The organism is Burkholderia sp. AU28863 (genome assembly GCF_002223195.1).
Lineage (GTDB): Bacteria > Pseudomonadota > Gammaproteobacteria > Burkholderiales > Burkholderiaceae > Burkholderia > Burkholderia sola.
Window position 1 is genome coordinate 510,254 of record NZ_NKFE01000005.1, and the last position, 23,462, is coordinate 533,715.

The window sequence follows — 23,462 nt, forward strand, 5'->3', positions numbered from 1 at the left end:
TACCGAATTACCAGAACCCGCGAATGCCCGCGATCCCGTACGCGCCGTGACGGCGCGCGTCGTCGAGGTGCGCGCGCGTCATGCCGCCGAGCGCGAACACGGGCATCGCGGCCTGCGCGGCCAGCGCGTCGAATCGCGCCCAGCCGAGCGTCGGCGCGCCGGGGTGGCTGAGCGTCGGCAGCACCGGCGACAGCGTGACGAAATCCGCGCCGGCGCGCGCGGCCATCAGCAGGTCGTCTTCCGAGTGGCACGCGGCGGACACCCACCGGCCGGCCGGCAGCGGCCGCTGCGCGACCGCGCGCAACGCGGGGCCGTCGAGATGCCAGCCGGCGCCGTCGAGCCGCATCACGCCGGCTGCATCGATCGGGCCGTTCAGCATCAGATGCGCGCCGGCCGCGTTGCAGCGCGCGAGCGCCGCGGCGGCCAGCGACGCGAACGCGGCCGCGTCGAACGATTTCACGCGCAGTTGCACGAGCGCTTCACCGCGCGCGAGCACGGTCGACAGCCGATCGAGGAACGCGGCCCGATCGGCCGCCGATGCGGATGCCGGCTCCGGCGTGATCACGCAGCAGCGCGGCAGCGGCGCGTTCATCGCGCGATGCAACCCGCCGCCGTCATTCGTCGGCCTCTTTCGCGATCTTCGGATAGACGCGCACGAGCACGATGCGCGGCCCGTTCATCTTCTTCACGACGACGTCGAAGCGGTCGAACGACACGCGCTGCCCTTCGGTCGGCAGGTCGCTCAATGCCTGGATCACGAGGCCGCCGACCGATTCCGCGCGGCCTTCGTCGATGTCGATGCCGAGCGCCTGCTCGAGCGACACGACGGGCAGGCTGCCCTTGCCCATCAGCGTGCCGTCGTCGAGGCGGCTCCAGTCGGCGTCTCCCTGGCGGAACTCGTCGTGGATCTGGCCGACCAGCGCGCCGAGCAGGTTGTCGAGCGTCAGGAAGCCGATCGGTTTCTCGCCCTTGTTGCCGACCAGCGCGAAGTGCGGCGCGCCCTTGCGGAAGCGGCGGAACAGCTCCAGCGCCGGCGTGTCGGGCTTCACGTACTGGACCGGGCGCACGTAGTCGGACAGATCCGCGAGCGCGGCGCCCGCGTGACGCGCGAGCAGCAGGTCCTTCAGGTGGATCAGCCCGCTTACCTGTTCGCGCGACGCATCCTCGAACAGCGGATAGCGGCTGAAGCGGTGCCGCGCGACGATCTCCATGTTGTCGGGCAGCGGCAGGTCGCGCCGCAGGCCGATCATTTCATGGGCCGGCCGCATCAGGTCCGACACGGTCATCGACGAAAAATCGAGCGAATGCGCGAGCGTGTTCCACTCGTCGTTGCTGTATGTGCCGCGGGCCGGCTGGGCCGCATTGCCGGCCGCGCTGCGGCGGCTGCGCAGGATCAGCTTCAGCTCGTCGGTCGAATAGTGCGCATCGCCGCCGTGGTCGGCCGACAGCCCCGCGAGCCGCAGCACCGCGTTCGCGCTGGTGTTGAGCACCCAGATCGCCGGATACATCGCCCAGTAGAACGCGTAGAGCGGCAGCGCGACCCACAGGCCGACCTTCTCCGGCTGGCGGATCGCCATCGATTTCGGCGCCAGTTCGCCGACGACGATGTGCAGGAACGAGATCAGCGAGAACGCGAACACGAGCGAGATCAGGTGCACGACGCGTTCGGACTCGACGCCGATCAGGTCGAGCAGCGGGCCGATCAGTTCCGCGAACGCCGGTTCGCCGACCCAGCCGAGGCCGAGCGACGCGAGCGTGATGCCGAGCTGGCACGCGGAAAGATACGCGTCGAGCCGGCCGTGCACGATGGCGAGGATGCGCCCGCGCAGGCCGTGCTTGCGGGCGAGGGTCTTAACGCGCGTCGCGCGGAGTTTGACGAGGCCGAATTCGGCCGCAACGAAGAACCCGTTCAGGGCCACCAGGAACAACGCGCCGATGAGCGCGAAGATCTGTAACAAAGAATCGCTCCGGTTATGAAAGGCCCGTCAGTATAGAGCCGGAAAGGATTTTGTAATGTATCGGACGGCCGCTTGCTTACACCGGCGCCTCGCACGGAATCGAGAACGTGAGGGTGGCGGGTGCGCCGTCGACGAACACGTCGTGCGCGAACGTGCCGCCGTGCGCGAGGGCGACGCGCTGGCACAGCGCGAGCGCCCATGCGCTGCGTTTCGCGTCGCGCTCGCGCAGCATCTCGTGCCGGGCGAACGATTCGAACGCGTGTGGCTGCGCGGGATCGACGAGCACGCCGGTGTTCACGGTGCAGGTGGCGCGCGCGGTGAACTGTGCGCCGTCGCGCGTGCAGGCGAACACGACGCGGCTGCCCGCGGCGCTGGCCTCGACGGCCGTCGTCAGCAGGGTCCAGAGCGCCTGCGCGACGCGTTCGCGATCGGCGGTGAGCGACGGCTCGCCATCCGGCAGCGTCGTGTCGAGCGCGACCTGGCGGGTGTCGGCGAGCGTGAAACGCACGAGCGCGATCGTTTCGTCGAGCAGCGCGCGCAGCGCGAACGGCCGCGGCGCGAGCGCGAGCGTGCGGGTTTCCGCGCGCGGCGCGTCGAGCACGCCATCGATCAGCGCGACCTGCTGGTCGATGCCCGTGCGGATGCCCGCGAGCGCGCGCTGCAGGTTCGGATCGGCATTGGCGAGCTGGCGCTCGAGCACGTAGGCCCAGCTGTGCATCGCATTCAGCGGGCTGCGCAGGTCGTGCGACGCGGTGGAGAGCGCCTGGTCGCGCAGGAACAGCGCCGCCTGGGCGGCGTAGTGCGCTGCGCGTTCGCGCAGCAGGTCGGCGGCGGGATCGACGGAAGTGGACGTCACGGAGCTGGCCTGTCGGAAGCGGTTGGCGTGGAAGTCACGCGAATCGCCATTATAGGGACGGTGGGCGTCACGCCGGCAGCGCGTCCTCGTCCTTTTTCCGCGCGTCGCCGTTCGGCAGCAACTGGCACGCGAGCAGGCCGGCCAGCATCAGCGCGCAGCCGACGAGCGCGCGCAGCGTCAGCGTTTCGCCGAGCGCGGCCCAGCCGGCGATCGCCGCGAATACGCCTTCCATGCTGAAGATCACCGCCGCGTGCGCGGGCGCCGCGTCGCGTTGCGCGACGACCTGCAGCGTATAGCCGACCCCGACCGACAGCAGCCCGCCGTACAGCAGCGTCGGCAGCGCGCCGCGCAGCATCGCGACGCTGACCGGTTCGACGGCCAGGCCGGCCGCGAGACACGCGACGCCGCACACGGCGAACTGCAGGAACGCGAGCACGAGCGGATCGTGGCGCTTCGCGAGATGGCCGACCGCCATCACGTGCGCGGCGATGATGACGGCGCCCGCGAGCTGGAACCAGTCGCCGTAGAGCACCGAGAAGTGCTCGTCGATGCTGAGGAAATACAGGCCGATCGCGGCCAGCAACGCGCCGAACCACGTGCCAGCGCCGATCCGGTGGCGCGCGAACACGCCCATCAGCGGCACGATCACGACGTACAGCGAGCTGATGAAGCCGGCGTTCGCGATCCGCGTGTATTGCAGGCCGACCTGCTGCAGCGAGATCGACACGGCGAGCAGCCCGCCGAGCGCGAGGCCGGGCAGCAGCAGCGCCGGTTCGCGGCGAATCGCCGCGAGTTGCGTGCGCGACGCCGGATTCAGCATCAGCAGCGGCACCAGCACGAGCGCGCCGAGCAGGAAGCGCAGCCCGGTGAACAGGAACGGGCCGATCACGTCGAGACTCAGGCGTTGCGCGACGAAAGCGGAGCCCCAGATCGCGGCGGCGCCCAGCATCAGCAGGTTGGCGCGGAGGTGCTTGCGGGCGTCGGGCTTCATGGGAATTCGTCTGGAGATTACGGAGGAGCCCGCTAGTTTACGCCGAGATTGCAAGACTGTCGGCGAACCTGCGCAGCGCGGCGGCGGCGCGGGCGTCGCGGACGCGCGAATACAGCACCACCTGCGATCGCGGCAGCGCCGGCAGCCCGAATTTCGCGCCGACGTCGACCAGCGTGCGCGGGGCGACGCGCCGCGCGAGCGGGCAGACGGCCAGCCCCGCCGCGGCGGCGGCCGTGACCGCCGCGACCCCGCCGCCCGTGAAGCGCTCGCGCCATGGCAGCCCCGCACGGTCGAGCGCGCGCAGCGCGGCGGCCCGCACCCCGCAGGGGCCGGCCAGCACAGCGAGCGGCAGCGGCTCGCCTGCGCGCGGCGCCCAGTCGGGCGCGGCGAGCCACGCCAGCGGCTCGGTAAACAGCGGCGTGGCGTCGTCGCGCGGCGGATCCTCGCCGGGCTCGTGCCGGACGATCACCGCGTCGAACCGCCGTTCGTCGTATTGCGGAAGCAGGCTCGTCGACGCTCCGAGATGCATTTCCAGCGACAGCCCGGGATCCTGCCGGTGCAGGCTCGTCAGCACGGCCGGCAGGTCGGGCACCGCGACGTGCTCGCTGACGCCGAGCGACAGGCGCACCGTGCCGGTCGAGATCGCGCCGAGCGCGTGCTCGTGCGCGTCGAGCAGCGCGCGGGCGGCCGGCAGGAAAGTCTCGCCGTCGGCGGCCAGCTTGACGACGCGCGGCGTGCGCGCCAGCAGCGGCTTGCCGAGATGGGCCTCCAGCCGCTTCAGCTTCAGGCTGACGGCCGACTGCGTGGTGCCGAGCGCATCGGCTGCGCGCGTGAAGCTGGCGAGGTCGGCGACCAGCACGAACGCGCGTACCGCATCGAGATCGAGTACTTTCATTTCGGTTGAAAATGAATGAAATATTCATCAATGACTGTTCATTATAGGTTGCCGCGCTTAACCTGACGCTGTGTTTTCGATCTTCAACGTCACTCACCGACAGGAGCAGCACCATGCCATTCACCCGTATCGCCGTACGCGAAGGCAAACCGGCCGCCTACCGCAAGGCCCTCGTCGACGGTGTGCAACGCGCGCTGATACAGACGTTCAACGTGCCCGAGGACGACATCTTCATGGTCGTCACCGAGCACGCGGCCGAGAATTTCGTGTTCGGCCGTCATTACCTCGATATCGAACGCAGCGACGATCTCGTGATCATCCAGATCACCGCGAACAACACGCGCACGCTCGAGCAGAAGCGGGCGCTGTACCGGACGATCGCCGACAACCTGTCGCAGCAGCCCGGTGTGCGGCAGGAAGACGTATTCATCGGTCTCGTCGAGGTGCTGAAGGAGAACTGGTCGTTCGGCAACGGCATCGCGCAATACGCCGTCTGACGTGCCGGTTTGACGTGCCACAGGGAGACAGGGCCGGATCGTCGGCTGCGCTCTTTTGGGGCGTGTACTATGGAAGTTGCTTCACGAGCGACGCCGGCGCGGTCGATGCGCCGGCGATCCTTCTTGTGCAGGAGCCTCCATGTCGCGTGTGCTGGAAATCGTGTTGTCGTTGTCGCTGGAAGGGTGGCCGGGAAAGGGCGCAAGCCGCGCCCGTGGCGCGCAGCGCGACTTCGGCGCAGAACTCGTGCGCGCGTGGCGGATCTGCCCGCAGGTCCGGATGCGGCGCGGCCACGAGCGCGTGACGATCGAGCCGTGCCAGATCGAGGAGGCCGAGCGGAGCCCGGGCGCGAGCTGGTGGACCTGGGTCGAAGCGAACGCGCATGGCACACGGGTCGTCGCGTCGCGCACCGAGACGTTCGCGCCCGGCGTCACGCAGCGCGAATTGTTCGACGCGGAGCACGCGGGCATCGTCGTCGCGACGTCGCCGGCACCTGCGGCACGTGCCGCGGCCGATGCCGACGCGCCGGCCGCCGAGATCGACGGCGTTGCATCGGACACCGACGAAGCGCGATCCCAGGCGTCGGCGCTGCGCATCGTCAGCGAACGGCGGCGCGGGCGCTGGGCCGATGACAGCGGCGTCGTGGTCGAGATGACGCTCGACGACATCACGCTGCACGGCGGCGGCGAGCCGCCGCGCCGCTACGTGGAGTTGCGACTGGCCGCGCCCGACTGGGAAACCGTTGCCGCGCGCACGGCCGCGCTGCACGCGCTGTTTGCCGCGGCGCGCGAACTGACCGGTGCGTGGCCCGCCTTCGTGCAACTGACGAGCGTGATCGACCGCGCCTGTGCGGGCGGGCCGGTAGCCGCCGCGCTGGTCAAGGCGCAGCCCGTCGACCTGACCGGCATCCGCACGCAGCGCGCCGCGCTGTTCGCGCTGTCCGGCGACATCACCGCGCAATGGCTCGGCAACGAGTGCGGCGTGCTCGATCGCGACGATCCCGAGTTCGTGCACCAGATGCGCGTCGCGCTGCGCCGCCTGCGCACGCTGATGCGCTTCTTCCCGCGCTTCACCGACCGTCAATGGAAGGACACGCTCGGTGTCGACCTGCGCTGGCTCGCCGCGCTGCTCGGCACCGTGCGCGACTGGGACGTGTTCGCGACCGAGAGCCTGCCCGCGCTGATCGCGGCCGACGGCGGCGGCAGTGCGTGGGATGGCACGCTCGACGCCGCCCGCGCGCAGTCGATGGCCGCGCGCGTCGAACTGCGGCAGGCGCTGCATTCGGCCCGCTATGCGCGGCTGACGCTCGGCTGGCTCGAATGGCTGAGCGCGCTCGCGCTGCCGGCGGCCGGCGACGACGACGCGCCGTCGCTGCGGCGTCACGCGACCAAGCGCGTGCGGCGGCTGTTCGGTCATCTGTACGGCTCGCCGTCGCTCACGTCGCTCGACACGGCGGCGCGCCACCAGGTGCGGATCGATGCGAAGCGGCTGCGCTACGCCCTCGAATTCTTCGCGTCGCTGGCGTCGCGCCGCACGCGCACCGAGACGGTCAAGACGCTGGCGCGCGTTCAGAGCGTGCTCGGCGAAGCGAACGACGCGATGGTCGCGCTGCACCATCTCGAACAACTGGCGGCGCCGCCGTATCAGCTCGGTTTCGTGCGCGGCTACGGCGCCGCGCTCGAACAGCGGGCCGCGCGCGACGCCGAGACGCTGCTGGCCAGCCTGCGGCCGCCGAAGCTCGACGGCAAGCCGGGCTGAGCGCCGCGCGCCGGGCCCTATAATGGCCGCCCGTTTCCTGCTCGCATGCCGATGATGACCGACGCACCGCATTCTTCCTCGTCCGCCGGGCCGCTCGAACTGGGTGGCGAGCTGTGGCTGCGTGCCGGCGAACAGACGCTCGGCGGCGCGACGCGCATCGCGCTGCTCGCGGCGATCGGCGACACCGGTTCGATCACGCGCGCGGCGAAGGCCGTCGGCCTCAGCTACAAGGCCGCTTGGGAGGCGGTCGACACGATGAACAATCTCGCCGGCGAGCCGCTCGTCGCGCGTTCGACGGGCGGCAAGGGCGGCGGCGGCACGACGCTGACGCCGCGCGCGACGTCGCTGATCGCCGCGTTCCGCACGATCGAGCGCGAGCATCGCCGTTTCATCGAGGCCGCGAGCGCGGCCGTTGCCGGCTTCGACGTCGACTGGGCGCTGATCGGCCGGATCGGGATGAAGACGAGCGCGCGCAACCAGTTGTTCGGCAAGGTCGCGTCGATCGTGCGCGGCACCGTCAACGACGAGGTCACGCTTGCGCTGCCGGGCGGGCAAGCCGTCGTCGCCGTGCTGACGCACGAAAGCGCCGAAGCGCTCGGGCTGCGGGAAGGCGCGAGCGCGTGCGCGCTGGTGAAGGCGTCGTGGGTCGTGCTCGCGGTCGACGATGGCGGGCCCGACCTGAAGGTGTCCGCGCGCAACCGGCTGCACGGCAGCGTCGAAGCCGTCACGGCGGGCGCGGTGAACAGCGAGGTGACGCTGGCGCTCGACGGCGGCGGGACGCTGACGGCCGTCGTGACCAACGACAGCGTCGATGCGTTGCAGCTCGACGCCGGCCGGCGCGCGATCGCGCTGTTCAAGGCGTCGAGCGTGATTCTGGCGGTGACCGGCTGACCCGGCCGGCAGCGTGGCTTCCGTTGGCCTGGGGCCGTCGTTCGGGGCGGCGTGAAGCCGGTGCCGCATGCGTGCGCATCGCACCGGCTTCGTTTCCGCTTTCAGCATGTGCCGCGACGCGGCTGCTCTCAGGCTCCAGCGTGGCGGCGGGCGCCACGCTCACGACCACGGCGTCGCGCGTTCAGGTGACGCGCGTCGGCCACTCGGCGTGCGGCGAACTCGCCTGCACGCGTCCTTCGCTCAACTGCACGACCTGGTCGCCGAATGCGGCGACGTCGTCGGGGTCGTGCGAGATCAGCACCATCGGGATGTCGAGCCGCGCCTGCAGTTCGGCGAGCTCATGGCGCATCCGCTGGCGCATCGCGCCGTCGAGCGCCGCGAACGGTTCGTCGAGCAGCAGGATGCGCGGCTGCGCGACCAGCGCACGGGCGAGCGCCACGCGCTGCTTCTGCCCGCCCGACAGTTGCGACGGATATTGCCCCGCGAGCGATTCGAGATCGAACGCGCGCAGCCAGTACGCGACCTCCGGCGGCGCCGTCTTCGCGCGCGGGTTGCGCAGGCCGGCCGTGAGCCCGAACGCGATGTTCTGCCGCACGTTCAGATGCGGGAACAGCGCATAGTCCTGGAACAGGTACGCGACACGGCGTTCGCGGGTCGGCACGTCGATGCGGCGCGCGGCGTCGAACAGCGGCTCGCCGTTCAGCGTGATCGCGCCTTCGTCGGGCGTCAGCAGCCCGGCGATCGCCTGCAGCGTCATGCTCTTGCCTGCGCCAGACGGCCCGAACAGCACGACGCGCTGCGTCGTCGCCGTGAACGACACGTCGAGCGTGAAGCGGCGCTCGGCGTTCGCGTAGGTCTTGCGGATGTCGACGACGACGCTCATGCGAGCCTCCGCCGAAGCGGGCCGGCCGCCGGGCGGCGCCACTGATACGGACAGGACGGCCGCTTCATGTCAACTGGCTCCGCCGGGCGCGCGACGGCACGAGCCAGCCGGTCGCGAGCAGCACGAGCACGCAGGTGATCGACGTCACCAGCACGAGGAAGTTGGCCGTGTTGTCGTCGCCGGCCTGCACGGCCGCGTAGATTGCAACCGACAGCGTCTGCGTGCGGCCGGGCAGGTTGCCGGCGATCATCAGCGTCGCGCCGAATTCGCCGAGCGCGCGCGCGAACGCGAGCAGCGCTCCGGCGAGGATCCCGCGCGTAGCGAGCGGCAGCGTCACGCGGAAGAACACCGCAACTTCGCCGAGCCCGAGCGTGCGCGCGGCGCGTTCGAGATGCGGATCGACGCCTTCGAACGCCGCGCGCGCCGATTTCAGGATCAGCGGAAACGCGACGACCATCGACGCGATCACCGCGCCTTGCCACGTGAACACCAGTTCGATGCCGAACTTGTCGAGCCACGCGCCGAACACGCCGCGCCGGCCGAGCAGCACGAGCAGGTAATAGCCGAGCACCGTCGGCGGCAGCACGAGCGGCAGCGTCAGCACGGAATCGACGACGTCGCGCAGCGGCGAGCGCCAGCGCGCGAGCACGAACGCGGCCGCGACGCCGAGCACGATGTCGAGTGCGGTCGCCCAGCCGGCAACCTTCAGCGACAGCAGCAGCGGGACCCAGGCGTCTTGCATCGCGATTCGCTCACTTGGCGGGCTTGAAGCCGAACGTCGACAGTACGGCCTGCCCCTGCGGCGACGCGACGAAATCGATGAACGACTGCGCCTGCGCGGCGTGGCGGCTGTCCTTGACCACGGCGATCGGGTAGGTGATGGCCGTCCGGGTCGGCACCGTCAGCGCGACTTTCACGCGGCCCGGCATGATCGCGGCGTCGGTGCCGAACACGAAGCCCGCGTCGACCTCGCCGCGCGCGACGTAGTCGAGGCTCTGGCGTACGTTGGCGGCCAGCACGCCCTTCGCGCTGACCGCATCCCACACGCCGGCCGTGCGCAGCGCGCCCTCGGTGTAGCGGCCGACCGGCACCGAGGCCGGGTCGCCGTACGCGATGCGCTTCACGCCCGGCGCGGTCAGGTCGTTTAGCGACACCGGCGCGGCCGCGCGGCTGTCCGCCGGCACGATCAGCACGAGCGAGTTCGCCGCGAAGTCGCGGCGCGTGCCGGGCACGATCACCTTCTCGTTCACCGCGCGATCCATCGCCTTCTGGTCGGCCGACGCGAATACGTCGGCCGGCGCGCCCTTGGCGATCTGCTGCATCAGCACGTCCGATGCGCCGAAGTTGAACAGCACCTTGGTGTCCGGATGCTGCTTCTCGTACGCGTCGCCGACGGCCTTGAACGCGTTCGTCAGGCTGGCTGCTGCCGACACGACGAGTTCGTCGGCGGCGCAAGCGGGTGCGCTGAGCGCGACCCCGGCGGCAAGCGTGGCGATCGGCAGCAGGCGAAGCAGGGCGCGGCGAAGCGGACGGGCGGTTGAGCGCATGGGTTTCGTTGTGAATGGGTGGAAACCGTCATCGTAATATAGGGCGGGTTATAACGCTCGACATACTGCGCATGCGACGGTGCGCATGAAATGGTCAGACATGAAAACGGGCGGCCGGGCGGCCGGTCACGCATGAAGCGCAGGCGGCGCCGATTCGGTGCGCTGCAGCGACGACGGCTGCGACGCGGGATGGTAGTTCGGATTGGCCTTCCAGCGCGCGCGGACGAAGGGGCGCTCGTGGCCCGACAGTTCCAGCGCGACTTTGGTGACCCAGCGATGCGACGGCACCGTGAGGCCGTGGAGCGCCACGGTGACGAGCGCGAGGCTCGCGACGACCGCCGGCACCGACCAGCGGTGCGGCGCCGCGCGCCACGAGCCGGCGATGAACGCGAGCGCGGCGATCGCGCCGACGATGCAGCCTGTGATCGATTCGGACGGCGAATGCGCGTCGAGCGCGACCCGCGACACGCCGACCGCGACGCCGGCCGCCAGTCCGAGCGCGATGCCGGCGATCCGCACCGGCGTGCGCGTGCGGATCAGCGCGAGGAAAATCGCGACCGGATACACCGACGTCGACAGCATCGCATGGCCGCTGAAGCCGGTGAAATCCCACGCGCGGATGCCGATGCCCCAGCCGAGGAACGCGATCTTCGTGAGCGCGACCACGCCGATTGCGGCCGCTAGCACGCCGAGCCACGCGGCCGCGCGCTGCCATGAGTAGCCGAGCATGAGCCAGACGGCTATCGTGATCGCGAGCGGCAAGGTCAGACCGGCGCCGCCGAACGCGGTGATCGTGATCCACAGGTGAGCGGGCAGGTCGAACATCGGGAAGGGGACGAACGAAGGCGGGACAATGCTTAAATCAACGCGCGAGCCGGGAAGAACGACTACAACGGATACAAGCGACGAAACCCCAGTATAGCGCCGTGTCCGTATGGGGCCCGCTTTTGCGCCGCCGGGAACGCTCGGCGAGCAGGAAAAATCCTGGAAACAATGTTATGGTGCATTGCACAAAGTCAAACGATGCATCCGTTGCGGCGGCTTCACCGCGCCCCTATTTTTCCTGACTGCGAGCCCGATCGATGACCAAAAGTCTGACCAAGGTGTGGCTGGGCGGCATGAAACGCATGCTGTCCCCGGTCGCCAAGCGCGCGGCGCGCGATGCGCAGCGCATCGCGCGCGACGCACTCGAGGCCGCGGCCTCTCCTGCCGTGTCCGATCCGTCCCCGCCTCGCGAATCGCGCGTGCGGCCGCGCGCGGCCGCGTGGGCGGCGGGCGAGTGGACGCGCGGCGAACATCCGATGGCGCCCGCGCTCGGACGCCTCGTCCAGCATCTCGCATACGGGCTTTACGTGCCGCCCGGCCGCCGGCGTGGCGCGATGCCGCTCGTCGTGATGCTGCACGGGTGCCAGCAGTCCGTCGACGAATTCGCGCAGGGCACGCGGATGAATCTGCTGGCCGACAAGCACGGCTTCGCGGTGCTGTATCCGGAACAGTCGCCGCGCGCGCACGCGCATGGGTGCTGGCACTGGTATGAAGACACCGACCGCGCGGGGCGCGGCGAGGCGGACACGGTGGCGGCGCTGGTCGACGCGCTGGTCGACGAGCAGGGTTTCGACGCGTCGCGCGTCTACGTCGCGGGGCTGTCGGCCGGCGCGGGGCTCGCATCGCTGCTGGCGCTGCACCATCCGGACCGTTTCGCGGCGGTCGCGTTGCACTCGGGCCCCGCGCTCGGCGAGGCGAATTCCGGCATCACCGCGATGGACGTGATGCGCCGCGGGCTGCGGCAGAACCCGGCCGCGGTGGTCGACGCGCTGGTGGACGCCAGCGCATATCCAGGCATGCCCGCGCTGATCGTCCAGGGCGACGGCGACCATGTCGTGGCGCCGAAGAATGCCGACCAGCTGACCGTCCAGTTCATGCGCCTGAACGGGCTCGCCGACAGCCGGGGCGCGCTGCGTGGCGGCGAGCGCGTCGAGACGCGCAAAACGGGCGTCCAGATTACCGACGTGTGCCGCGACGGCGAGCCGGTCGTGCGGCTGTGTCACGTGAAAGGGCTCGATCACGCGTGGGCGGGCGGCGACGAAGCTGTGCCGTTTCACGCGGCGGTCGGCCCCGACGCAAGCGCGATGATCTGGGCTTTTTTCGAAACCCATCGCCGCACTGTGGCGACCGAACGACGCACGGTTTGATCGACGCTGGTCAAAGCCTAGGGTTTTCCCTATAATTCGGGAAAACCCTAGTCCAGAACCTTTGAATAGCGAGATCGACCATGTACCTGCTGAGCCACCTGTTCCTGATGCTGACCAAGAACGCCGAAAAGGCCGCGAAAGAGCGCGCCGACGCGTATCTGGCCGAAGCCACCGACATCTACGATCTCGAATTCCGCATGCGCAAGATCGATCGCGACGCGGCAATGAACCGTCCGTATTCGATCGGCGCGCGCTAAGCGGCGCACGCGGGCCCGCCGGCCCGCCATTTCGACGAATCGCGCAAAAGGGCGCGTGCGGCATCGAGCTGCACGCGCCCTTTTCGTATTCTGTCGAAGCCCGAACCTGGTCGCGTCAGACGACCGTCAGGCGCACCGGCACGTTGTTGCGCGTGGCGTTCGAATACGGGCACACGTGGTGCGCCTTGTCGACCAGCGCTTGCGCGTCGTTCTTGTCGAGCCCCGGCAGCGACACGCGCAGTTCGATGTCGAGCCCGAAGCCGCCCGCATCGTTCGGGCCGATGCCCACTTCCGCCGTCACTTGCGTATCGGCCGGCAGCGTCTGCTTGTTCTGGCCCGCGACGAATTTCATCGCGCTCAGGAAACAGGCCGAGTAACCTGCGGCAAACAGCTGCTCCGGATTCGTGCCTTCCGCGCCCGTGCCGCCGAGTTCGCGCGGCGCGGCCAGCTTCACTTCCAGCTTGTGGTCGGCGGATACCGCGCGGCCGTCGCGGCCGCCCGTGCTCGTGGCGCTGGTCTTGTACAGAATGTTCATCGTGCAACTCCTGTCGGGAAGAGAGGGGGAAAGCGGTCCGGTCGGACGGGATGTCGCCGGCCATGAGTGAAATATAGAACACAAATGATTAGTGTGCAAATGAAATTTTGAAGAAAAACCCGCCCGCGCCGGGCGGGTGGCTTCGCGCGCGAAGTGTCAGCGTTCGTTGGCTACCGACAACGCGTCGCGCAACTGCTGGAGATCGGCGCGCAGCCTGATCAGGAAGTCGGGCGTCTGTTGCATCGCGCAAAAGAGATCGGCGGGCACCGAGCGCGCGCGGTCCTTCAGCGCACGGCCTTCCGGCGTCACGCGCACGTTGACGACGCGTTCGTCAGTCGCGCTGCGCACGCGCTCGACGTAGCCGAGCGCTTCCAGCCGCTTGAGCAGCGGCGTGACCGTGGCCGGATCGAGGTCGAGCCGTGCTGCGATGTCCTTCACGGCCAGGTCGTCGCGCTCCCACAGCACGAGCATCGCGAGATATTGGGGATAGGTCAGCGACAGCTTGTCGAGCAGCGGCTTGTACGCCTTCGTCATCGCGTGCGAAGTCGAGTAAAGCGCGAAGCAGAGTTGCTCGTCGAGCGTCTGGGGCAGCGGAGGCAGGCGATCCATGATTCGGGAAGCGCGTCGGATGCGCGAACGATTTGTACACAAATTATTTTGCGCGCAAAAGTTCAGGTTGAACAGGGGGCGACCAGAGACGGTCGATACCGGAAAAGGGGAGAGATCGGAAGCGCGCCGGGCGGCCACCCGGCGCGGGAAACAGCGTGACGGCCGGCGACATGCGCCGGCCGGGAGAAGGGTCAGCGGCCCGACATCGTCGTCGTTGCGCCCGGTTCCTGCACGCCGAAGCAGCCGCGATAGGTCGCGTAGAACGAGCAGTACAGCATCGTGACGATGATGATCGTCACCGGCATCATGATCGTCAGCGCATACGCGCCGGCGCCGAGCGCCTGCAGCAGCAGCGACAGCGCGAGCGACGTGCCGAGCGCGACGCCAAACCACAGCACGCCGTACACGACGAACGCGCCGCGATTGCGCCAGCAACTGACGACGCTGAAGAACAGCGCCTTCGCGGGCGGAACGTCATGCCACGCGACCAGCACCGGCGCGAACCAGAACAGCATCGCGACCGGCAGATAGAGTAGCGTCGCGAAGAACAGCGCGCCCAGCGTGCCTTGCGCGGCGAGCGTCTCGGGCGTCGTGTTCGCTTCGTCGGCCGCGCCCATCATCACGTGGAACAGCGCGCCGCCGTCCACGAGCGACGATGCCGCGAACACCAGCACCATCGACACGACGTAGATCACGCCGAGCACGAGCAGCCGCTGGGTCGCGACGGTGCCGTACGAGCGAAAGCCGTCGACGAGGATCGTCGGCATCACGGTCTTGCCGGCCACCGTGTCGCGGCACGCGGCCATGAAGCCGACCGCGATGCCGGGAATGAACACCAGCGGCAGCGCGGAGCCGATCACGGGCACCATCGACACCAGCGTGATCGCGAGCAGGTATGTGAAGAACAGCGTGATGAATGCGAGCGGATTCCGGCGGAACAGCCAGATGCCTTGACGGAACCAGACATAGCCCGTTTTCGCGGGCACTTCGATCAGTTGCATGCGGTTTGGATCTCGGGAAGCGCGGGCGTATGCGCGATACGCTCACGCAGAATGCGTTCGAAATGGCCGGGGTCGTGCGGCTTGAGCATCTCGGCCGCGCGCGGCAGGTAGAAGTCGTACAGGCGCGACACCCAGAAGCGGTACGCGCCGGCGCGCAGCATGTCGCTCCAGTGGCGGCGTTCCTCGGCCGTGAACGGCCGGACCGTCTGGTACGCGCGCAGCAGCGCATCGGCGCGCGCGACGTCGAGCACGCCGGTCGCAAGGTCGACGCACCAGTCGTTGACGGTAACCGCGACGTCGAACAGCCACTTGTCGCAGCCCGCGAAATAGAAGTCGAAGAAGCCGCCGAGCCGCACGTCGTGGCCGGTGCCGGGCGCCGCGTGCGCGAACAGCACGTTGTCGCGGAACAGATCGCAATGGCATGGGCCGGCCGGCAGCGCCGCATAGTCGTCCGACGCGAAGAAACCGGCCTGGTGCGCGAGCTCGCTTTCGAGCAGCGTGCGTTGCGCGTCCGTGATGAACGGCACGATCGCCGGCACGTTCTCCTGCCACCACGGCAGGCTGCGCAGGTTCGGCTGGCTGCGCGGATAGTCGCGCCCCGCGAGGTGCAGGCGCGCGAGCATCTGCCCGACCTCGATGCAGTGTTCGACGCCGGGCGCGAGTTCGGCCGCGCCGTCGAGCTTCGTGACGATCGCGGCCGGCTTGCCGTGCAGCTCGCCGAACAGCGCGCCGTCGTCGCGCGGGACCGGGTCCGGCACCGGCACGCCGTGGGCGGCCAGGTGGCGCATCAGGTCGAGGTAGAACGGCAACTGCTGCGCCGTGAGCTTTTCGAAGATCGTGAGGACGTATTCGCCGCGCGTCGTCGTCAGGAAGAAATTGCTGTTTTCGATACCGGACGGAATGCCGCGGAACGCAAGCACGTCGCCCAGTTCGTAGTGGCGCATCCATTGCGCGAGATCGGAGTCGGAAACAGCGGTGAAAACGGCCATGCGGATGCGTCAGGTCAGGGTGTCGGCACGCGGGCGGCGTGCAGCGCGACAGCAGGTGAAGGGGGGGCGCGGCGCGGTCGGTGCGCGGCGCCACGGAATCAGTAGCGCAGGTTCAGCGACGGCAGGCGCGTGATCGGGATGCCCGCGTCGTGCGGCTTCGGCGACGTGTCGGGCGTCGAGCTCATCTGGTAGCGCGTGCCAAAGTTCGACTTCACGTCGATCTCGACCGGCTTGCCGCGGTCGCGGTACTCGGTGACTTCGGTGCCGTTCTTGCTCTTTTCGTGGAAGCTCGGCGTGCGGCGGATGTCGGCGAAGTCCACTTTCGACGTGACTTCGGCGCCCGGCCGGTTGATCTTGCGGAGATCGGGCAGGCCGGCGGCTTCGTTGGCCTCGGCCCGGGCCTGCGCGTCGGCGTCAGGCGTGCCGCCGGCGGCGTGGGCGACGCTGGCGGCGGCAAACGCGACGGCAGCGGCGACGAAAATGAGCGGCTTCATGATGAGTCTCCAGTGAACCTACCGATTTTAGCAAATACTGCGCGCCATCCGGCCCCCGCGTGCGCAGGGGCGACCATAAGGGCGACCGGGTTCCGTGGTAATGTCGTCGGATCAGACGAGGTGATGAAAATGAAGAACGATTTGAGCCGCCGGCACCGTGTGCTGTCGCCCGAAAGCCCGTCGACCGAGGCTTTCGACGATCCGATCGCTGCCGTCGCGCGGCTGTCCGCCATTTACGACACGAATACGGGTTTCCTGCGCGATGCGTTCGCGCGCTATCGCCGCCACGAAGCGATCACCGAGCACGTGCGCGCGTGCTATCCGTTCGTGCGGATCCGTACCGACGTCAACACGCACGTCGATTCGCGCCGCTCGTACGGCTTCGTCGCGGGGCCGGGCGTGTTCGAGACGACGGTCACGCGTCCCGATCTCTTCGCGAACTACTACCGCGAGCAACTGCGCCTGCTGGCGAAGAACCACCATGTCAAGATCGAGATCGGCGTGTCGTCGCAGCCGATTCCGATCCATTTCGCGTTTCCGGAAGGCATCCATCTCGAGGGCGAACTCGATCGCGACCGGCTGCTCGCGATGCGCGACATCTTCGACACGCCCGACCTGTCGTATCTCGACGACCGCATCGTCAACGGCACGTTCGAGCCGGCGCCGGGCGAGCCGCATCCGCTCGCGCTGTTCACCGCCGCGCGCGTCGACTTCTCGCTGCATCGGCTGCGCCACTACACGGCGACGTCGCCCACGCATTTCCAGAACTATGTGCTCTACACGAACTACCAGTTCTACATCGACGAGTTCGTGAAGCTCGGCCGCACGATGATGACGGAAAGCGACGATCCCGAGGTGCGCGCGTACCGCAGCGAGTACAGCGCGTTCGTCGAGCCGGGCGACGTCGTCACGTACAACGCGAACCTCGGCGGCGAGCCGGCCGAGGGCACCGCGCCGCCGCGCCTGCCGCAGATGCCCGCGTATCACCTGAAGCGCGCGGACGGCAGCGGGATCACGATGGTCAACATCGGCGTCGGTCCGTCGAACGCGAAGACGATCACCGATCACATCGCGGTGCTGCGTCCGCACGCGTGGGTGATGCTCGGTCACTGCGCGGGGCTGCGCAACACGCAGCGTCTCGGCGACTACGTGCTCGCGCACGGTTACGTGCGGGAAGATCATGTGCTCGACGCCGACCTGCCGCTGTGGGTGCCGATCCCGGCGCTGGCCGAAGTGCAGCTCGCGCTCGAGCGCGGCGTGGCCGAGGTCACGCGGCTCGAGGGCGTGGAGCTGAAGCGCGTGATGCGCACGGGCACGGTCGCGAGCGTCGACAACCGCAACTGGGAGCTGCGCGACCATCGCGAGCCCGTGCAGCGGCTGTCGCAGAGCCGCGCGATCGCGCTCGACATGGAAAGCGCGACGATCGCCGCCAACGGTTTCCGCTTCCGCGTGCCGTACGGCACGCTGCTGTGCGTGTCGGACAAGCCGCTGCATGGCGAGCTGAAACTGCCGGGCATGGCCGACACGTTCTATCGCGGGCAGGTCGACCAGCATCTGCAGATCGGCGTGAAGGCGATGGAGATCCTTCGCACGAACGGGCTCGACAAGCTGCATAGCCGGAAGCTGCGGAGCTTCGCGGAAGTGGCGTTCCAGTAACGCGCATGACTGGCAGGGGGAGGGCGATGCCCTGCCCGGCTTCGCGGCGGCGGGCGCGCGCCTGCGTCACCCCTCCGGTCGTCCGGACACTCGTCGTGGCCGCAATGCGGCCTTCGTACTCGGACGTGACCATATTCTCCAATTTGGAAGTTGTCCTATAGTTTTGTCCTTGTCATCGAAAGTATGCTCTCCTGCGTGGCGTTGTCCGACGCCCGCACGAAGGAACGGCGAACAGCCGATCCAATTGATTCTTATAATATTGAGAGTAGACATATCCGATGAAAATCAAAATCCTGCTGGCTTCCCTGATGCTCACTGCTTCGCTGTCGGCCATGGCCCAAGCGGTGATCGGTCCATCCAAGCCGAAGCCGCCTTGCGAAAGAGAAGCGGTGCTCGGCCCCTCCGATCCTTGCAAACCCGTCGCAGTAGTCGGCCCGAGCAAACCCAAACCGTGTTGGTGCTACCTCGTTAATTAAGCCGTGAAAGAGGCGCGTCCATCCTTGGGTGCGCCTCGTTCGCAGGTTCAAGCGTGACAGAGAAGGGAACGCATCGATGGCGCGACGGAGCGGCCTCTACTGCGCAAGCCGGGGGAGGCGCCGGTAGCCTCGAGATCTCATCGTTCATCGGCCGTAGGCTTTTTCTCGTCATTGTGATCGCTACGGTCTCCGCTCTGAGCAGTGCCATGAAGGCGTGCCCGGTACGGGGAATCGATTGAATGCGATGACGGTATTCGCCAGTGTCACCGACGGCAGCATGTCGCGCTCGTCGTCGCGGCAGACCAGGCTGTACCGGCTCTGCATCGACACGAACCGGGCGAGGCCGTGTTGTCGCCGGAACGTGAGCATCTTTCCGTGTTGCGGCGCCGTATTCGCTTGCCCGTCGTTTTCTCGCGCCGTTGCTCGGCGAATTCTGCGACTGGCAGCCGGCGTGACGGCCGAGTCGATCGTCAGCGACGACATGGCCGATATCGTCGAGCATCGGATCGATATCGCGGCGCGAACCGGCAATCTCCCGACAGCGGGCTGATTGCGCGGCGCAGGCGTATTTGCGCCATCACAAGCGCGGGCGTGACGTGTGTGACTGCCGAGGGTGGGGGGGGCGTCGGTCGACGTTCTTTCGGCCCGGTCAGGGCGGCTCGATAGAAGGGCGCGCCTGCGTCGGCAGATCGCCGATTCGCGGTGCAGGCGGCTCAAAGCGGCAAGGCCGGGGGCTCAGCACTCACCCTTCTTTGCGTGTCCCGGCGGGCAGTGATAGCCGCCATGACCGCGATGACGCTGATGATCTTCCCATTCGCGGCGTTCCCAGTAGCGGCGGCCGTCCCAGTAGCGGTCGCCGTGCCAGCCGACGATTACCGCCGGTGCCGGGGCGACCACGACGGGCGCGGGTGCGACGACGACCGGCGCGGGCGTGCCGATGTTGACGTCGACGTTGACGGCGTGAGCGAGGCCGGACAGCGAAAGGCCGAGGCCGGCGAAAGCGAGGGCGATCAGCGAGCGTTGCATGTTCTTTTCCGTGGTGTCGTGATGAATGGGCCGACGCGACGCGATGGAAGCGAGGGGGACCGTTCCACCGGGGGAACGCCGCGTCGACACAATGCAGTGTGCTGCCGCGCGACGGAAAAGGCGAGTCATGATTATTACGGAGGATTGGCGGCGCGCAGGCGCGCGAAGGGCCATCCATTTGACAGTGGCGGGCCGCCGGTGCGGCTGAGCCCGTCGCATGACGCAGCGCCGACTGCGGGGATTTGACATTCGACCGCGCGCGGCGGTGAACGGTATTAACAGCGCGTTACAAAGTCGTGCCCAGCGCGCCGCCGGCCCGCGATGTCGGTCGCGTGCGAAGCACGACAACCGGCCATCGGGCCGGCTGTCGTCACCGAATAGTTACAGATAGAACATCCGGTCTTCTTCCGGGCGCGGCGGATGATCGTCGTCGTCCGAACCTTCTTCCTCGCCGCTGTCCTCGTAGAACGCGAGCACCGCGTCGAGCACCTGGTCGGGATCGTCGATCACCTGCATCAGATCCATGTCTTCCGGATTGATCAGGCCCATCGGAATCAGTTGATCGCGGAACCATTGCAGCAGCCCCTGCCAGAATTCGCTGCCGACGAGAATGATCGGCACGAGGCGCGATTTTTTCGTCTGGATCAGCGTGAGCACTTCGGACAGTTCGTCGAGCGTGCCGAAGCCGCCCGGCATCACGATCACCGCATCCGAATTCTTCACGAACGTGACCTTGCGCGTGAAGAAGTGGCGGAAGCGCAGCGAGATGTCCTGATAGTGGTTGCCGGCCTGTTCGTGCGGCAGCTCGATGTTCAGGCCGACCGACGGCGCCTTGCCGGCGTGCGCGCCCTTGTTCGCGGCTTCCATGATGCCGGGGCCGCCGCCGGAGATCACCGCGAAGCCGGCGTCCGACAGCTTGCGCGCGATCTGCGCGGCGAGCTTGTAGTGCGGCGTGTCGGGTTTGAGGCGGGCAGAACCGTAGATGCTGACAGCCGGGCGGATCTCCGACAGGTACTCGGTCGCCTCGATAAACTCTGCCATAATCGTGAACATCTGCCACGATGCGCGCGCCTTCTTGGCCGTCGCGCGCTCTTGATCTGCGAGCGAACGCAGACTCGGAATCACTTTTCTCTTGTTCATAATGCCTGAAGAACGAAATCTGGAAGGTAAGACCCTGCTATTGGTTGACGGTTCGAGCTATCTGTATCGGGCTTACCATGCGATGCCTGATTTGCGTGGCCCTGGCGGGGAGCCGACCGGAGCGCTCTACGGAATCATCAACATGCTGCGCCGTATGCGCAAGGAAGTCAGTGCAGAGTATAGCGCTTGCGTGTTCGATGCAAAGGGCAAGACGTTCCGCGACGACCTCTATGCCGACTATAAGGCAAACCGTCCGTCGATGCCGCCCGACCTCGCGTTGCAGGTCGAGCCGATCCACGGCGCGGTGCGCGCGCTCGGCTGGCCGCTGCTGATGGTCGAAGGCGTCGAGGCCGACGACGTGATCGGCACGCTCGCGCGCGAAGCCGAACGGCACGGGATGAACGTGATCGTGTCGACGGGCGACAAGGATCTCGCGCAGCTCGTGACCGACCGCGTCACGCTCGTCAACACGATGACCAACGAGACGCTCGACCGCGACGGCGTGCTTGCGAAGTTCGGCGTGCCGCCCGAGCGCATCATCGACTACCTCGCGCTGATCGGCGACACCGTCGACAACGTGCCGGGCGTCGAGAAATGCGGGCCGAAGACGGCCGTGAAATGGCTGTCGCAATACGACAGCCTCGACGGCGTCATCGAACACGCGGCCGAGATCAAGGGCGTGGTCGGCGACAACCTGCGCCGCGCGCTCGACTTCCTGCCGCTCGGCCGCCGGCTCGTGACGGTCGACACGGCCTGCGATCTCGCGCCGCATCTCGACTCGATCGAAGCTTCGCTGAAGAGCGACGGCGAGGCGCGCGACCTGTTGCGCGACATTTTCGCGCGCTATGGCTTCAAGACCTGGCTGCGTGAAGTCGAGAGCGCACCGGCCGAAGGCGGCGGCGCCGATGCGCCGGAAGGCGAGCCGGCCCCGGTGATCGCAGCCGACGTCGTGCGCGAATACGACACGATCCAGACCTGGGAACAGTTCGATGCGTGGTTCGCGAAGATCGACGCGGCCGCGCTGACCGCGTTCGACACCGAGACGACCGCGCTCGATCCGATGCTCGCGCGGCTCGTCGGCCTGTCGTTCTCGATCGAGCCGGGCAAGGCGGCCTACCTGCCGGTCGCGCACCGCGGCCCCGACATGCCCGAGCAGCTTCCGCTCGACGAAGTGCTCGCGCGCCTGAAGCCGTGGCTCGAATCGGCCGATCGCAAGAAGGTCGGCCAGCACCTGAAGTACGACGCACAGGTGCTCGCGAACTACGACATCGCGTTGAACGGTATCGAGCACGACACGCTGCTCGAATCGTACGTGCTCGAATCGCACCGCACGCACGACATGGACAGCCTCGCGCTGCGTCATCTGGGCGTCAAGACGATCAAGTACGAGGACGTGGCCGGCAAGGGCGCGAAACAGATCGGTTTCGATGAAGTGGCGCTCGCGCAGGCCGCCGAATACGCGGCCGAAGACGCCGACATCACGCTGCAGCTTCATCACGCGCTGTATCCGCAGGTCGCGCGCGAGCCGGGCCTCGAGCGCGTGTATCGCGAGATCGAGATGCCGGTGTCGCTCGTGCTGCGCAAGATGGAGCGCACCGGCGTGCTGATCGACGATGCGCGCCTGCACGCGCAGAGCACCGAAATCGCGACGCGCCTGATCGAACTCGAGGGCGAGGCATACGAACTGGCGGGCGGCGAATTCAATCTCGGCTCGCCGAAGCAGATCGGGCAGATCTTCTTCGAGAAGCTGCAGTTGCCGGTCGTGAAGAAGACGCCGAGCGGCGCGCCGTCGACGGACGAGGAAGTGCTGCAGAAGCTGGCCGAGGACTACCCGCTGCCGAAGCTGCTGCTCGAGCATCGCGGGCTGTCGAAGCTGAAGTCGACCTATACCGACAAGCTGCCGCGGATGGTGAACCCCGCCACCGGACGCGTGCACACGAATTATGCGCAGGCCGTCGCGGTGACGGGCCGCCTTGCGTCGAACGATCCCAATCTTCAGAACATTCCGGTGCGCACGGCCGAAGGCCGGCGTATCCGCGAAGCGTTCATCGCCTCGCCGGGCCACCGGATCGTGTCGGCCGACTATTCGCAGATCGAACTGCGGATCATGGCGCACATCTCGGGCGACGCGTCGCTGCTGCGTGCGTTCTCGCAGGGCGAGGACATCCACCGCGCGACGGCCGCCGAGGTGTTCGGCGTGACGCCGCTGGAGGTCAATTCCGACCAGCGCCGGATCGCGAAGGTAATCAACTTCGGGCTCATCTACGGGATGAGCGCGTTCGGGCTCGCATCGAATCTCGGCATCACGCGCGACGCGGCGAAGCTCTATATCGACCGCTATTTCGCGCGCTATCCGGGCGTCGCGCAGTACATGGAAGACACGCGCGCGGCGGCGAAGGAGAAGGGCTACGTCGAAACCGTTTTCGGTCGCCGCCTGTGGCTGCCGGAGATCAACGGCGGCAACGGTCCGCGCCGCCAGGCGGCCGAGCGCGCGGCCATCAATGCACCGATGCAGGGCACGGCGGCCGACCTGATCAAGCTGTCGATGATCGCGGTGGACGACTGGCTCACGCGCGACCGGCTTGCGTCGCGAATGATCATGCAGGTGCACGACGAACTGGTGCTCGAGGTGCCCGAAAGCGAGCTGTCGCTCGTGCGCGAGAAACTGCCGGAAATGATGTGCGGCGTCGCGAAGCTGAAGGTGCCGCTGGTCGCCGAAGTGGGCGCCGGCGCGAACTGGGAAGAGGCACACTGACGCACCCCGTGCGATTCCCCGCTTCCCGCGGCATATTGTTGCAGGGATGCCAAATATC

The 23,462-nt window shown here is 67.9% G+C and carries 25 protein-coding genes; 9 read left to right on the top strand and 16 right to left on the bottom strand.

The window, feature by feature from the left end; translation table 11 throughout:
* Window positions 1-7: 7 nt before the first annotated feature.
* The 5 genes from CFB81_RS18795 to CFB81_RS18815 form a co-directional block, all read right to left on the bottom strand.
* Window positions 8-592, bottom strand: coding sequence for a thiamine phosphate synthase (locus tag CFB81_RS18795; protein WP_089436151.1), 585 nt, complete (start codon window positions 590-592; stop codon window positions 8-10).
* A 22-nt stretch (window positions 593-614) separates the two neighbouring features.
* A complete protein-coding gene (locus tag CFB81_RS18800) occupies window positions 615-1,958 on the bottom strand; it encodes a hemolysin family protein (protein WP_069618532.1) in 1,344 nt (447 codons plus the stop codon).
* Window positions 1,959-2,034: 76 nt separating this feature from the next.
* A complete protein-coding gene (locus tag CFB81_RS18805; protein WP_089436152.1) occupies window positions 2,035-2,814 on the bottom strand; it encodes a sensor histidine kinase KdpD in 780 nt (259 codons plus the stop codon).
* 67 nt (window positions 2,815-2,881) lie between these two features.
* On the bottom strand, window positions 2,882-3,805 hold the full coding sequence (locus CFB81_RS18810; protein ID WP_069618530.1) for a DMT family transporter: 924 nt from the start codon (window positions 3,803-3,805) through the stop codon (window positions 2,882-2,884).
* A 37-nt stretch (window positions 3,806-3,842) separates the two neighbouring features.
* Complete coding sequence (locus CFB81_RS18815) at window positions 3,843-4,700, bottom strand: LysR family transcriptional regulator (RefSeq protein WP_069618529.1); 858 nt, start codon at window positions 4,698-4,700, stop codon at window positions 3,843-3,845.
* A gap of 113 nt (window positions 4,701-4,813) precedes the next feature.
* Here CFB81_RS18815 and CFB81_RS18820 point away from each other — a divergent pair, with 113 nt between their 5' ends.
* The 3 genes from CFB81_RS18820 (at window position 4,814) to CFB81_RS18830 (ending at window position 7,844) form a co-directional block, all read left to right on the top strand.
* Window positions 4,814-5,197 carry a tautomerase family protein gene (locus tag CFB81_RS18820; protein ID WP_069618528.1) on the top strand — a complete coding sequence of 128 codons (384 nt, stop codon included), beginning with the start codon at window positions 4,814-4,816 and terminating at the stop codon, window positions 5,195-5,197.
* A gap of 139 nt (window positions 5,198-5,336) precedes the next feature.
* Entirely contained in the window at window positions 5,337-6,953 is a 1,617-nt protein-coding gene (locus CFB81_RS18825; protein ID WP_089436153.1) for a CHAD domain-containing protein, read from the top strand.
* Window positions 6,954-7,007: 54 nt separating this feature from the next.
* Window positions 7,008-7,844: a TOBE domain-containing protein gene (locus CFB81_RS18830; RefSeq protein ID WP_089437060.1), complete on the top strand. Its 837-nt coding sequence runs from the start codon at window positions 7,008-7,010 to the stop codon at window positions 7,842-7,844.
* 181 nt (window positions 7,845-8,025) lie between these two features.
* Here CFB81_RS18830 and CFB81_RS18835 read toward each other — a convergent pair whose 3' ends face one another.
* The 4 genes from CFB81_RS18835 to CFB81_RS18850 form a co-directional block, all read right to left on the bottom strand.
* Complete coding sequence (locus CFB81_RS18835; RefSeq protein ID WP_069618526.1) at window positions 8,026-8,727, bottom strand: sulfate/molybdate ABC transporter ATP-binding protein; 702 nt, start codon at window positions 8,725-8,727, stop codon at window positions 8,026-8,028.
* Window positions 8,728-8,791: 64 nt separating this feature from the next.
* Window positions 8,792-9,469, bottom strand: a complete 678-nt coding sequence (gene modB / locus CFB81_RS18840; RefSeq protein ID WP_089436154.1) for a molybdate ABC transporter permease subunit — start codon at window positions 9,467-9,469, stop codon at window positions 8,792-8,794.
* Between the two features lie 10 nt (window positions 9,470-9,479).
* The gene (gene modA / locus CFB81_RS18845) at window positions 9,480-10,274 is read right to left on the bottom strand and encodes a molybdate ABC transporter substrate-binding protein (RefSeq protein WP_089436155.1); all 795 of its coding nucleotides are present in this window, start codon (window positions 10,272-10,274) and stop codon (window positions 9,480-9,482) included.
* A 126-nt stretch (window positions 10,275-10,400) separates the two neighbouring features.
* A complete protein-coding gene (locus CFB81_RS18850; protein ID WP_089436156.1) occupies window positions 10,401-11,099 on the bottom strand; it encodes a phosphatase PAP2 family protein in 699 nt (232 codons plus the stop codon).
* A gap of 257 nt (window positions 11,100-11,356) precedes the next feature.
* Between CFB81_RS18850 and CFB81_RS18855 the strand changes: the two genes are divergently transcribed.
* Window positions 11,357-12,466, top strand: coding sequence for a PHB depolymerase family esterase (locus CFB81_RS18855; protein WP_089436157.1), 1,110 nt, complete (start codon window positions 11,357-11,359; stop codon window positions 12,464-12,466).
* An 80-nt stretch (window positions 12,467-12,546) separates the two neighbouring features.
* The gene (locus CFB81_RS18860; RefSeq protein ID WP_069618521.1) at window positions 12,547-12,723 is read left to right on the top strand and encodes a DUF3563 family protein; all 177 of its coding nucleotides are present in this window, start codon (window positions 12,547-12,549) and stop codon (window positions 12,721-12,723) included.
* Window positions 12,724-12,838: 115 nt separating this feature from the next.
* On the opposite strand, the gene CFB81_RS18865 is transcribed toward CFB81_RS18860, so the two are convergent.
* The 5 genes from CFB81_RS18865 to CFB81_RS18885 form a co-directional block, all read right to left on the bottom strand.
* Window positions 12,839-13,258 carry an organic hydroperoxide resistance protein gene (locus CFB81_RS18865; protein WP_069618520.1) on the bottom strand — a complete coding sequence of 140 codons (420 nt, stop codon included), beginning with the start codon at window positions 13,256-13,258 and terminating at the stop codon, window positions 12,839-12,841.
* A gap of 156 nt (window positions 13,259-13,414) precedes the next feature.
* Window positions 13,415-13,867 carry a MarR family winged helix-turn-helix transcriptional regulator gene (locus tag CFB81_RS18870; RefSeq protein WP_069618519.1) on the bottom strand — a complete coding sequence of 151 codons (453 nt, stop codon included), beginning with the start codon at window positions 13,865-13,867 and terminating at the stop codon, window positions 13,415-13,417.
* Between the two features lie 191 nt (window positions 13,868-14,058).
* The gene (locus CFB81_RS18875) at window positions 14,059-14,868 is read right to left on the bottom strand and encodes a BPSS1780 family membrane protein (RefSeq protein ID WP_069618518.1); all 810 of its coding nucleotides are present in this window, start codon (window positions 14,866-14,868) and stop codon (window positions 14,059-14,061) included.
* Complete coding sequence (locus tag CFB81_RS18880; protein WP_069618517.1) at window positions 14,859-15,857, bottom strand: homoserine kinase; 999 nt, start codon at window positions 15,855-15,857, stop codon at window positions 14,859-14,861. Before CFB81_RS18880 ends, CFB81_RS18875 begins: the two co-directional genes overlap by 10 nt.
* Before the next feature lie 98 nt (window positions 15,858-15,955).
* Window positions 15,956-16,351 carry a hypothetical protein gene (locus tag CFB81_RS18885; protein ID WP_006479446.1) on the bottom strand — a complete coding sequence of 132 codons (396 nt, stop codon included), beginning with the start codon at window positions 16,349-16,351 and terminating at the stop codon, window positions 15,956-15,958.
* Between the two features lie 129 nt (window positions 16,352-16,480).
* On the opposite strand from CFB81_RS18885, the gene CFB81_RS18890 reads away from it, so the two are divergent.
* The 3 genes from CFB81_RS18890 to CFB81_RS36615 all read left to right on the top strand — a co-directional run bounded on the left by CFB81_RS18890 (window position 16,481) and on the right by CFB81_RS36615 (window position 19,033).
* Window positions 16,481-18,007, top strand: a complete 1,527-nt coding sequence (locus CFB81_RS18890; protein ID WP_089437061.1) for an AMP nucleosidase — start codon at window positions 16,481-16,483, stop codon at window positions 18,005-18,007.
* Window positions 18,008-18,285: 278 nt separating this feature from the next.
* Window positions 18,286-18,483, top strand: coding sequence for a hypothetical protein (locus CFB81_RS36400; protein ID WP_124502739.1), 198 nt, complete (start codon window positions 18,286-18,288; stop codon window positions 18,481-18,483).
* Between the two features lie 244 nt (window positions 18,484-18,727).
* Window positions 18,728-19,033, top strand: a complete 306-nt coding sequence (locus tag CFB81_RS36615) for a hypothetical protein (RefSeq protein ID WP_256976261.1) — start codon at window positions 18,728-18,730, stop codon at window positions 19,031-19,033.
* 185 nt (window positions 19,034-19,218) lie between these two features.
* Here the strand turns inward: CFB81_RS36615 and CFB81_RS18905 are convergent, their stop codons facing one another.
* Window positions 19,219-19,509 (bottom strand): hypothetical protein, encoded by a 291-nt coding sequence (locus CFB81_RS18905; protein ID WP_069618515.1) that lies wholly within the window; start codon window positions 19,507-19,509, stop codon window positions 19,219-19,221.
* A 381-nt stretch (window positions 19,510-19,890) separates the two neighbouring features.
* A complete protein-coding gene (locus CFB81_RS18910; protein ID WP_059237322.1) occupies window positions 19,891-20,649 on the bottom strand; it encodes a TIGR00730 family Rossman fold protein in 759 nt (252 codons plus the stop codon).
* Between the two features lies 1 nt (window position 20,650).
* Here CFB81_RS18910 and polA point away from each other — a divergent pair, with 1 nt between their 5' ends.
* Window positions 20,651-23,404 carry a DNA polymerase I gene (gene polA / locus CFB81_RS18915; protein WP_089436158.1) on the top strand — a complete coding sequence of 918 codons (2,754 nt, stop codon included), beginning with the start codon at window positions 20,651-20,653 and terminating at the stop codon, window positions 23,402-23,404.
* The last annotated feature ends 58 nt before the right edge of the window (window positions 23,405-23,462 follow it).

Coding starts and splice junctions, on each gene's coding strand:
- CFB81_RS18795 (WP_089436151.1), bottom strand. CDS start 592: ATGAACGCGCCGCTGCCGCGCTGCTGCGTGATCACGCCGGAGCCGGCA.
- CFB81_RS18810 (WP_069618530.1), bottom strand. CDS start 3,805: ATGAAGCCCGACGCCCGCAAGCACCTCCGCGCCAACCTGCTGATGCTG.
- CFB81_RS18815 (WP_069618529.1), bottom strand. CDS start 4,700: ATGAAAGTACTCGATCTCGATGCGGTACGCGCGTTCGTGCTGGTCGCC.
- CFB81_RS18820 (WP_069618528.1), top strand. CDS start 4,814: ATGCCATTCACCCGTATCGCCGTACGCGAAGGCAAACCGGCCGCCTAC.
- CFB81_RS18825 (WP_089436153.1), top strand. CDS start 5,337: ATGTCGCGTGTGCTGGAAATCGTGTTGTCGTTGTCGCTGGAAGGGTGG.
- CFB81_RS18830 (WP_089437060.1), top strand. CDS start 7,008: ATGACCGACGCACCGCATTCTTCCTCGTCCGCCGGGCCGCTCGAACTG.
- CFB81_RS18835 (WP_069618526.1), bottom strand. CDS start 8,727: ATGAGCGTCGTCGTCGACATCCGCAAGACCTACGCGAACGCCGAGCGC.
- modB (WP_089436154.1), bottom strand. CDS start 9,469: ATGCAAGACGCCTGGGTCCCGCTGCTGCTGTCGCTGAAGGTTGCCGGC.
- modA (WP_089436155.1), bottom strand. CDS start 10,274: ATGCGCTCAACCGCCCGTCCGCTTCGCCGCGCCCTGCTTCGCCTGCTG.
- CFB81_RS18850 (WP_089436156.1), bottom strand. CDS start 11,099: ATGTTCGACCTGCCCGCTCACCTGTGGATCACGATCACCGCGTTCGGC.
- CFB81_RS18855 (WP_089436157.1), top strand. CDS start 11,357: ATGACCAAAAGTCTGACCAAGGTGTGGCTGGGCGGCATGAAACGCATG.
- CFB81_RS18860 (WP_069618521.1), top strand. CDS start 12,547: ATGTACCTGCTGAGCCACCTGTTCCTGATGCTGACCAAGAACGCCGAA.
- CFB81_RS18865 (WP_069618520.1), bottom strand. CDS start 13,258: ATGAACATTCTGTACAAGACCAGCGCCACGAGCACGGGCGGCCGCGAC.
- CFB81_RS18870 (WP_069618519.1), bottom strand. CDS start 13,867: ATGGATCGCCTGCCTCCGCTGCCCCAGACGCTCGACGAGCAACTCTGC.
- CFB81_RS18875 (WP_069618518.1), bottom strand. CDS start 14,868: ATGCAACTGATCGAAGTGCCCGCGAAAACGGGCTATGTCTGGTTCCGT.
- CFB81_RS18880 (WP_069618517.1), bottom strand. CDS start 15,857: ATGGCCGTTTTCACCGCTGTTTCCGACTCCGATCTCGCGCAATGGATG.
- CFB81_RS18885 (WP_006479446.1), bottom strand. CDS start 16,351: ATGAAGCCGCTCATTTTCGTCGCCGCTGCCGTCGCGTTTGCCGCCGCC.
- CFB81_RS18890 (WP_089437061.1), top strand. CDS start 16,481: ATGAAGAACGATTTGAGCCGCCGGCACCGTGTGCTGTCGCCCGAAAGC.
- CFB81_RS36400 (WP_124502739.1), top strand. CDS start 18,286: ATGAAAATCAAAATCCTGCTGGCTTCCCTGATGCTCACTGCTTCGCTG.
- CFB81_RS36615 (WP_256976261.1), top strand. CDS start 18,728: ATGACGGTATTCGCCAGTGTCACCGACGGCAGCATGTCGCGCTCGTCG.
- CFB81_RS18905 (WP_069618515.1), bottom strand. CDS start 19,509: ATGCAACGCTCGCTGATCGCCCTCGCTTTCGCCGGCCTCGGCCTTTCG.
- CFB81_RS18910 (WP_059237322.1), bottom strand. CDS start 20,649: ATGAACAAGAGAAAAGTGATTCCGAGTCTGCGTTCGCTCGCAGATCAA.
- polA (WP_089436158.1), top strand. CDS start 20,651: ATGCCTGAAGAACGAAATCTGGAAGGTAAGACCCTGCTATTGGTTGAC.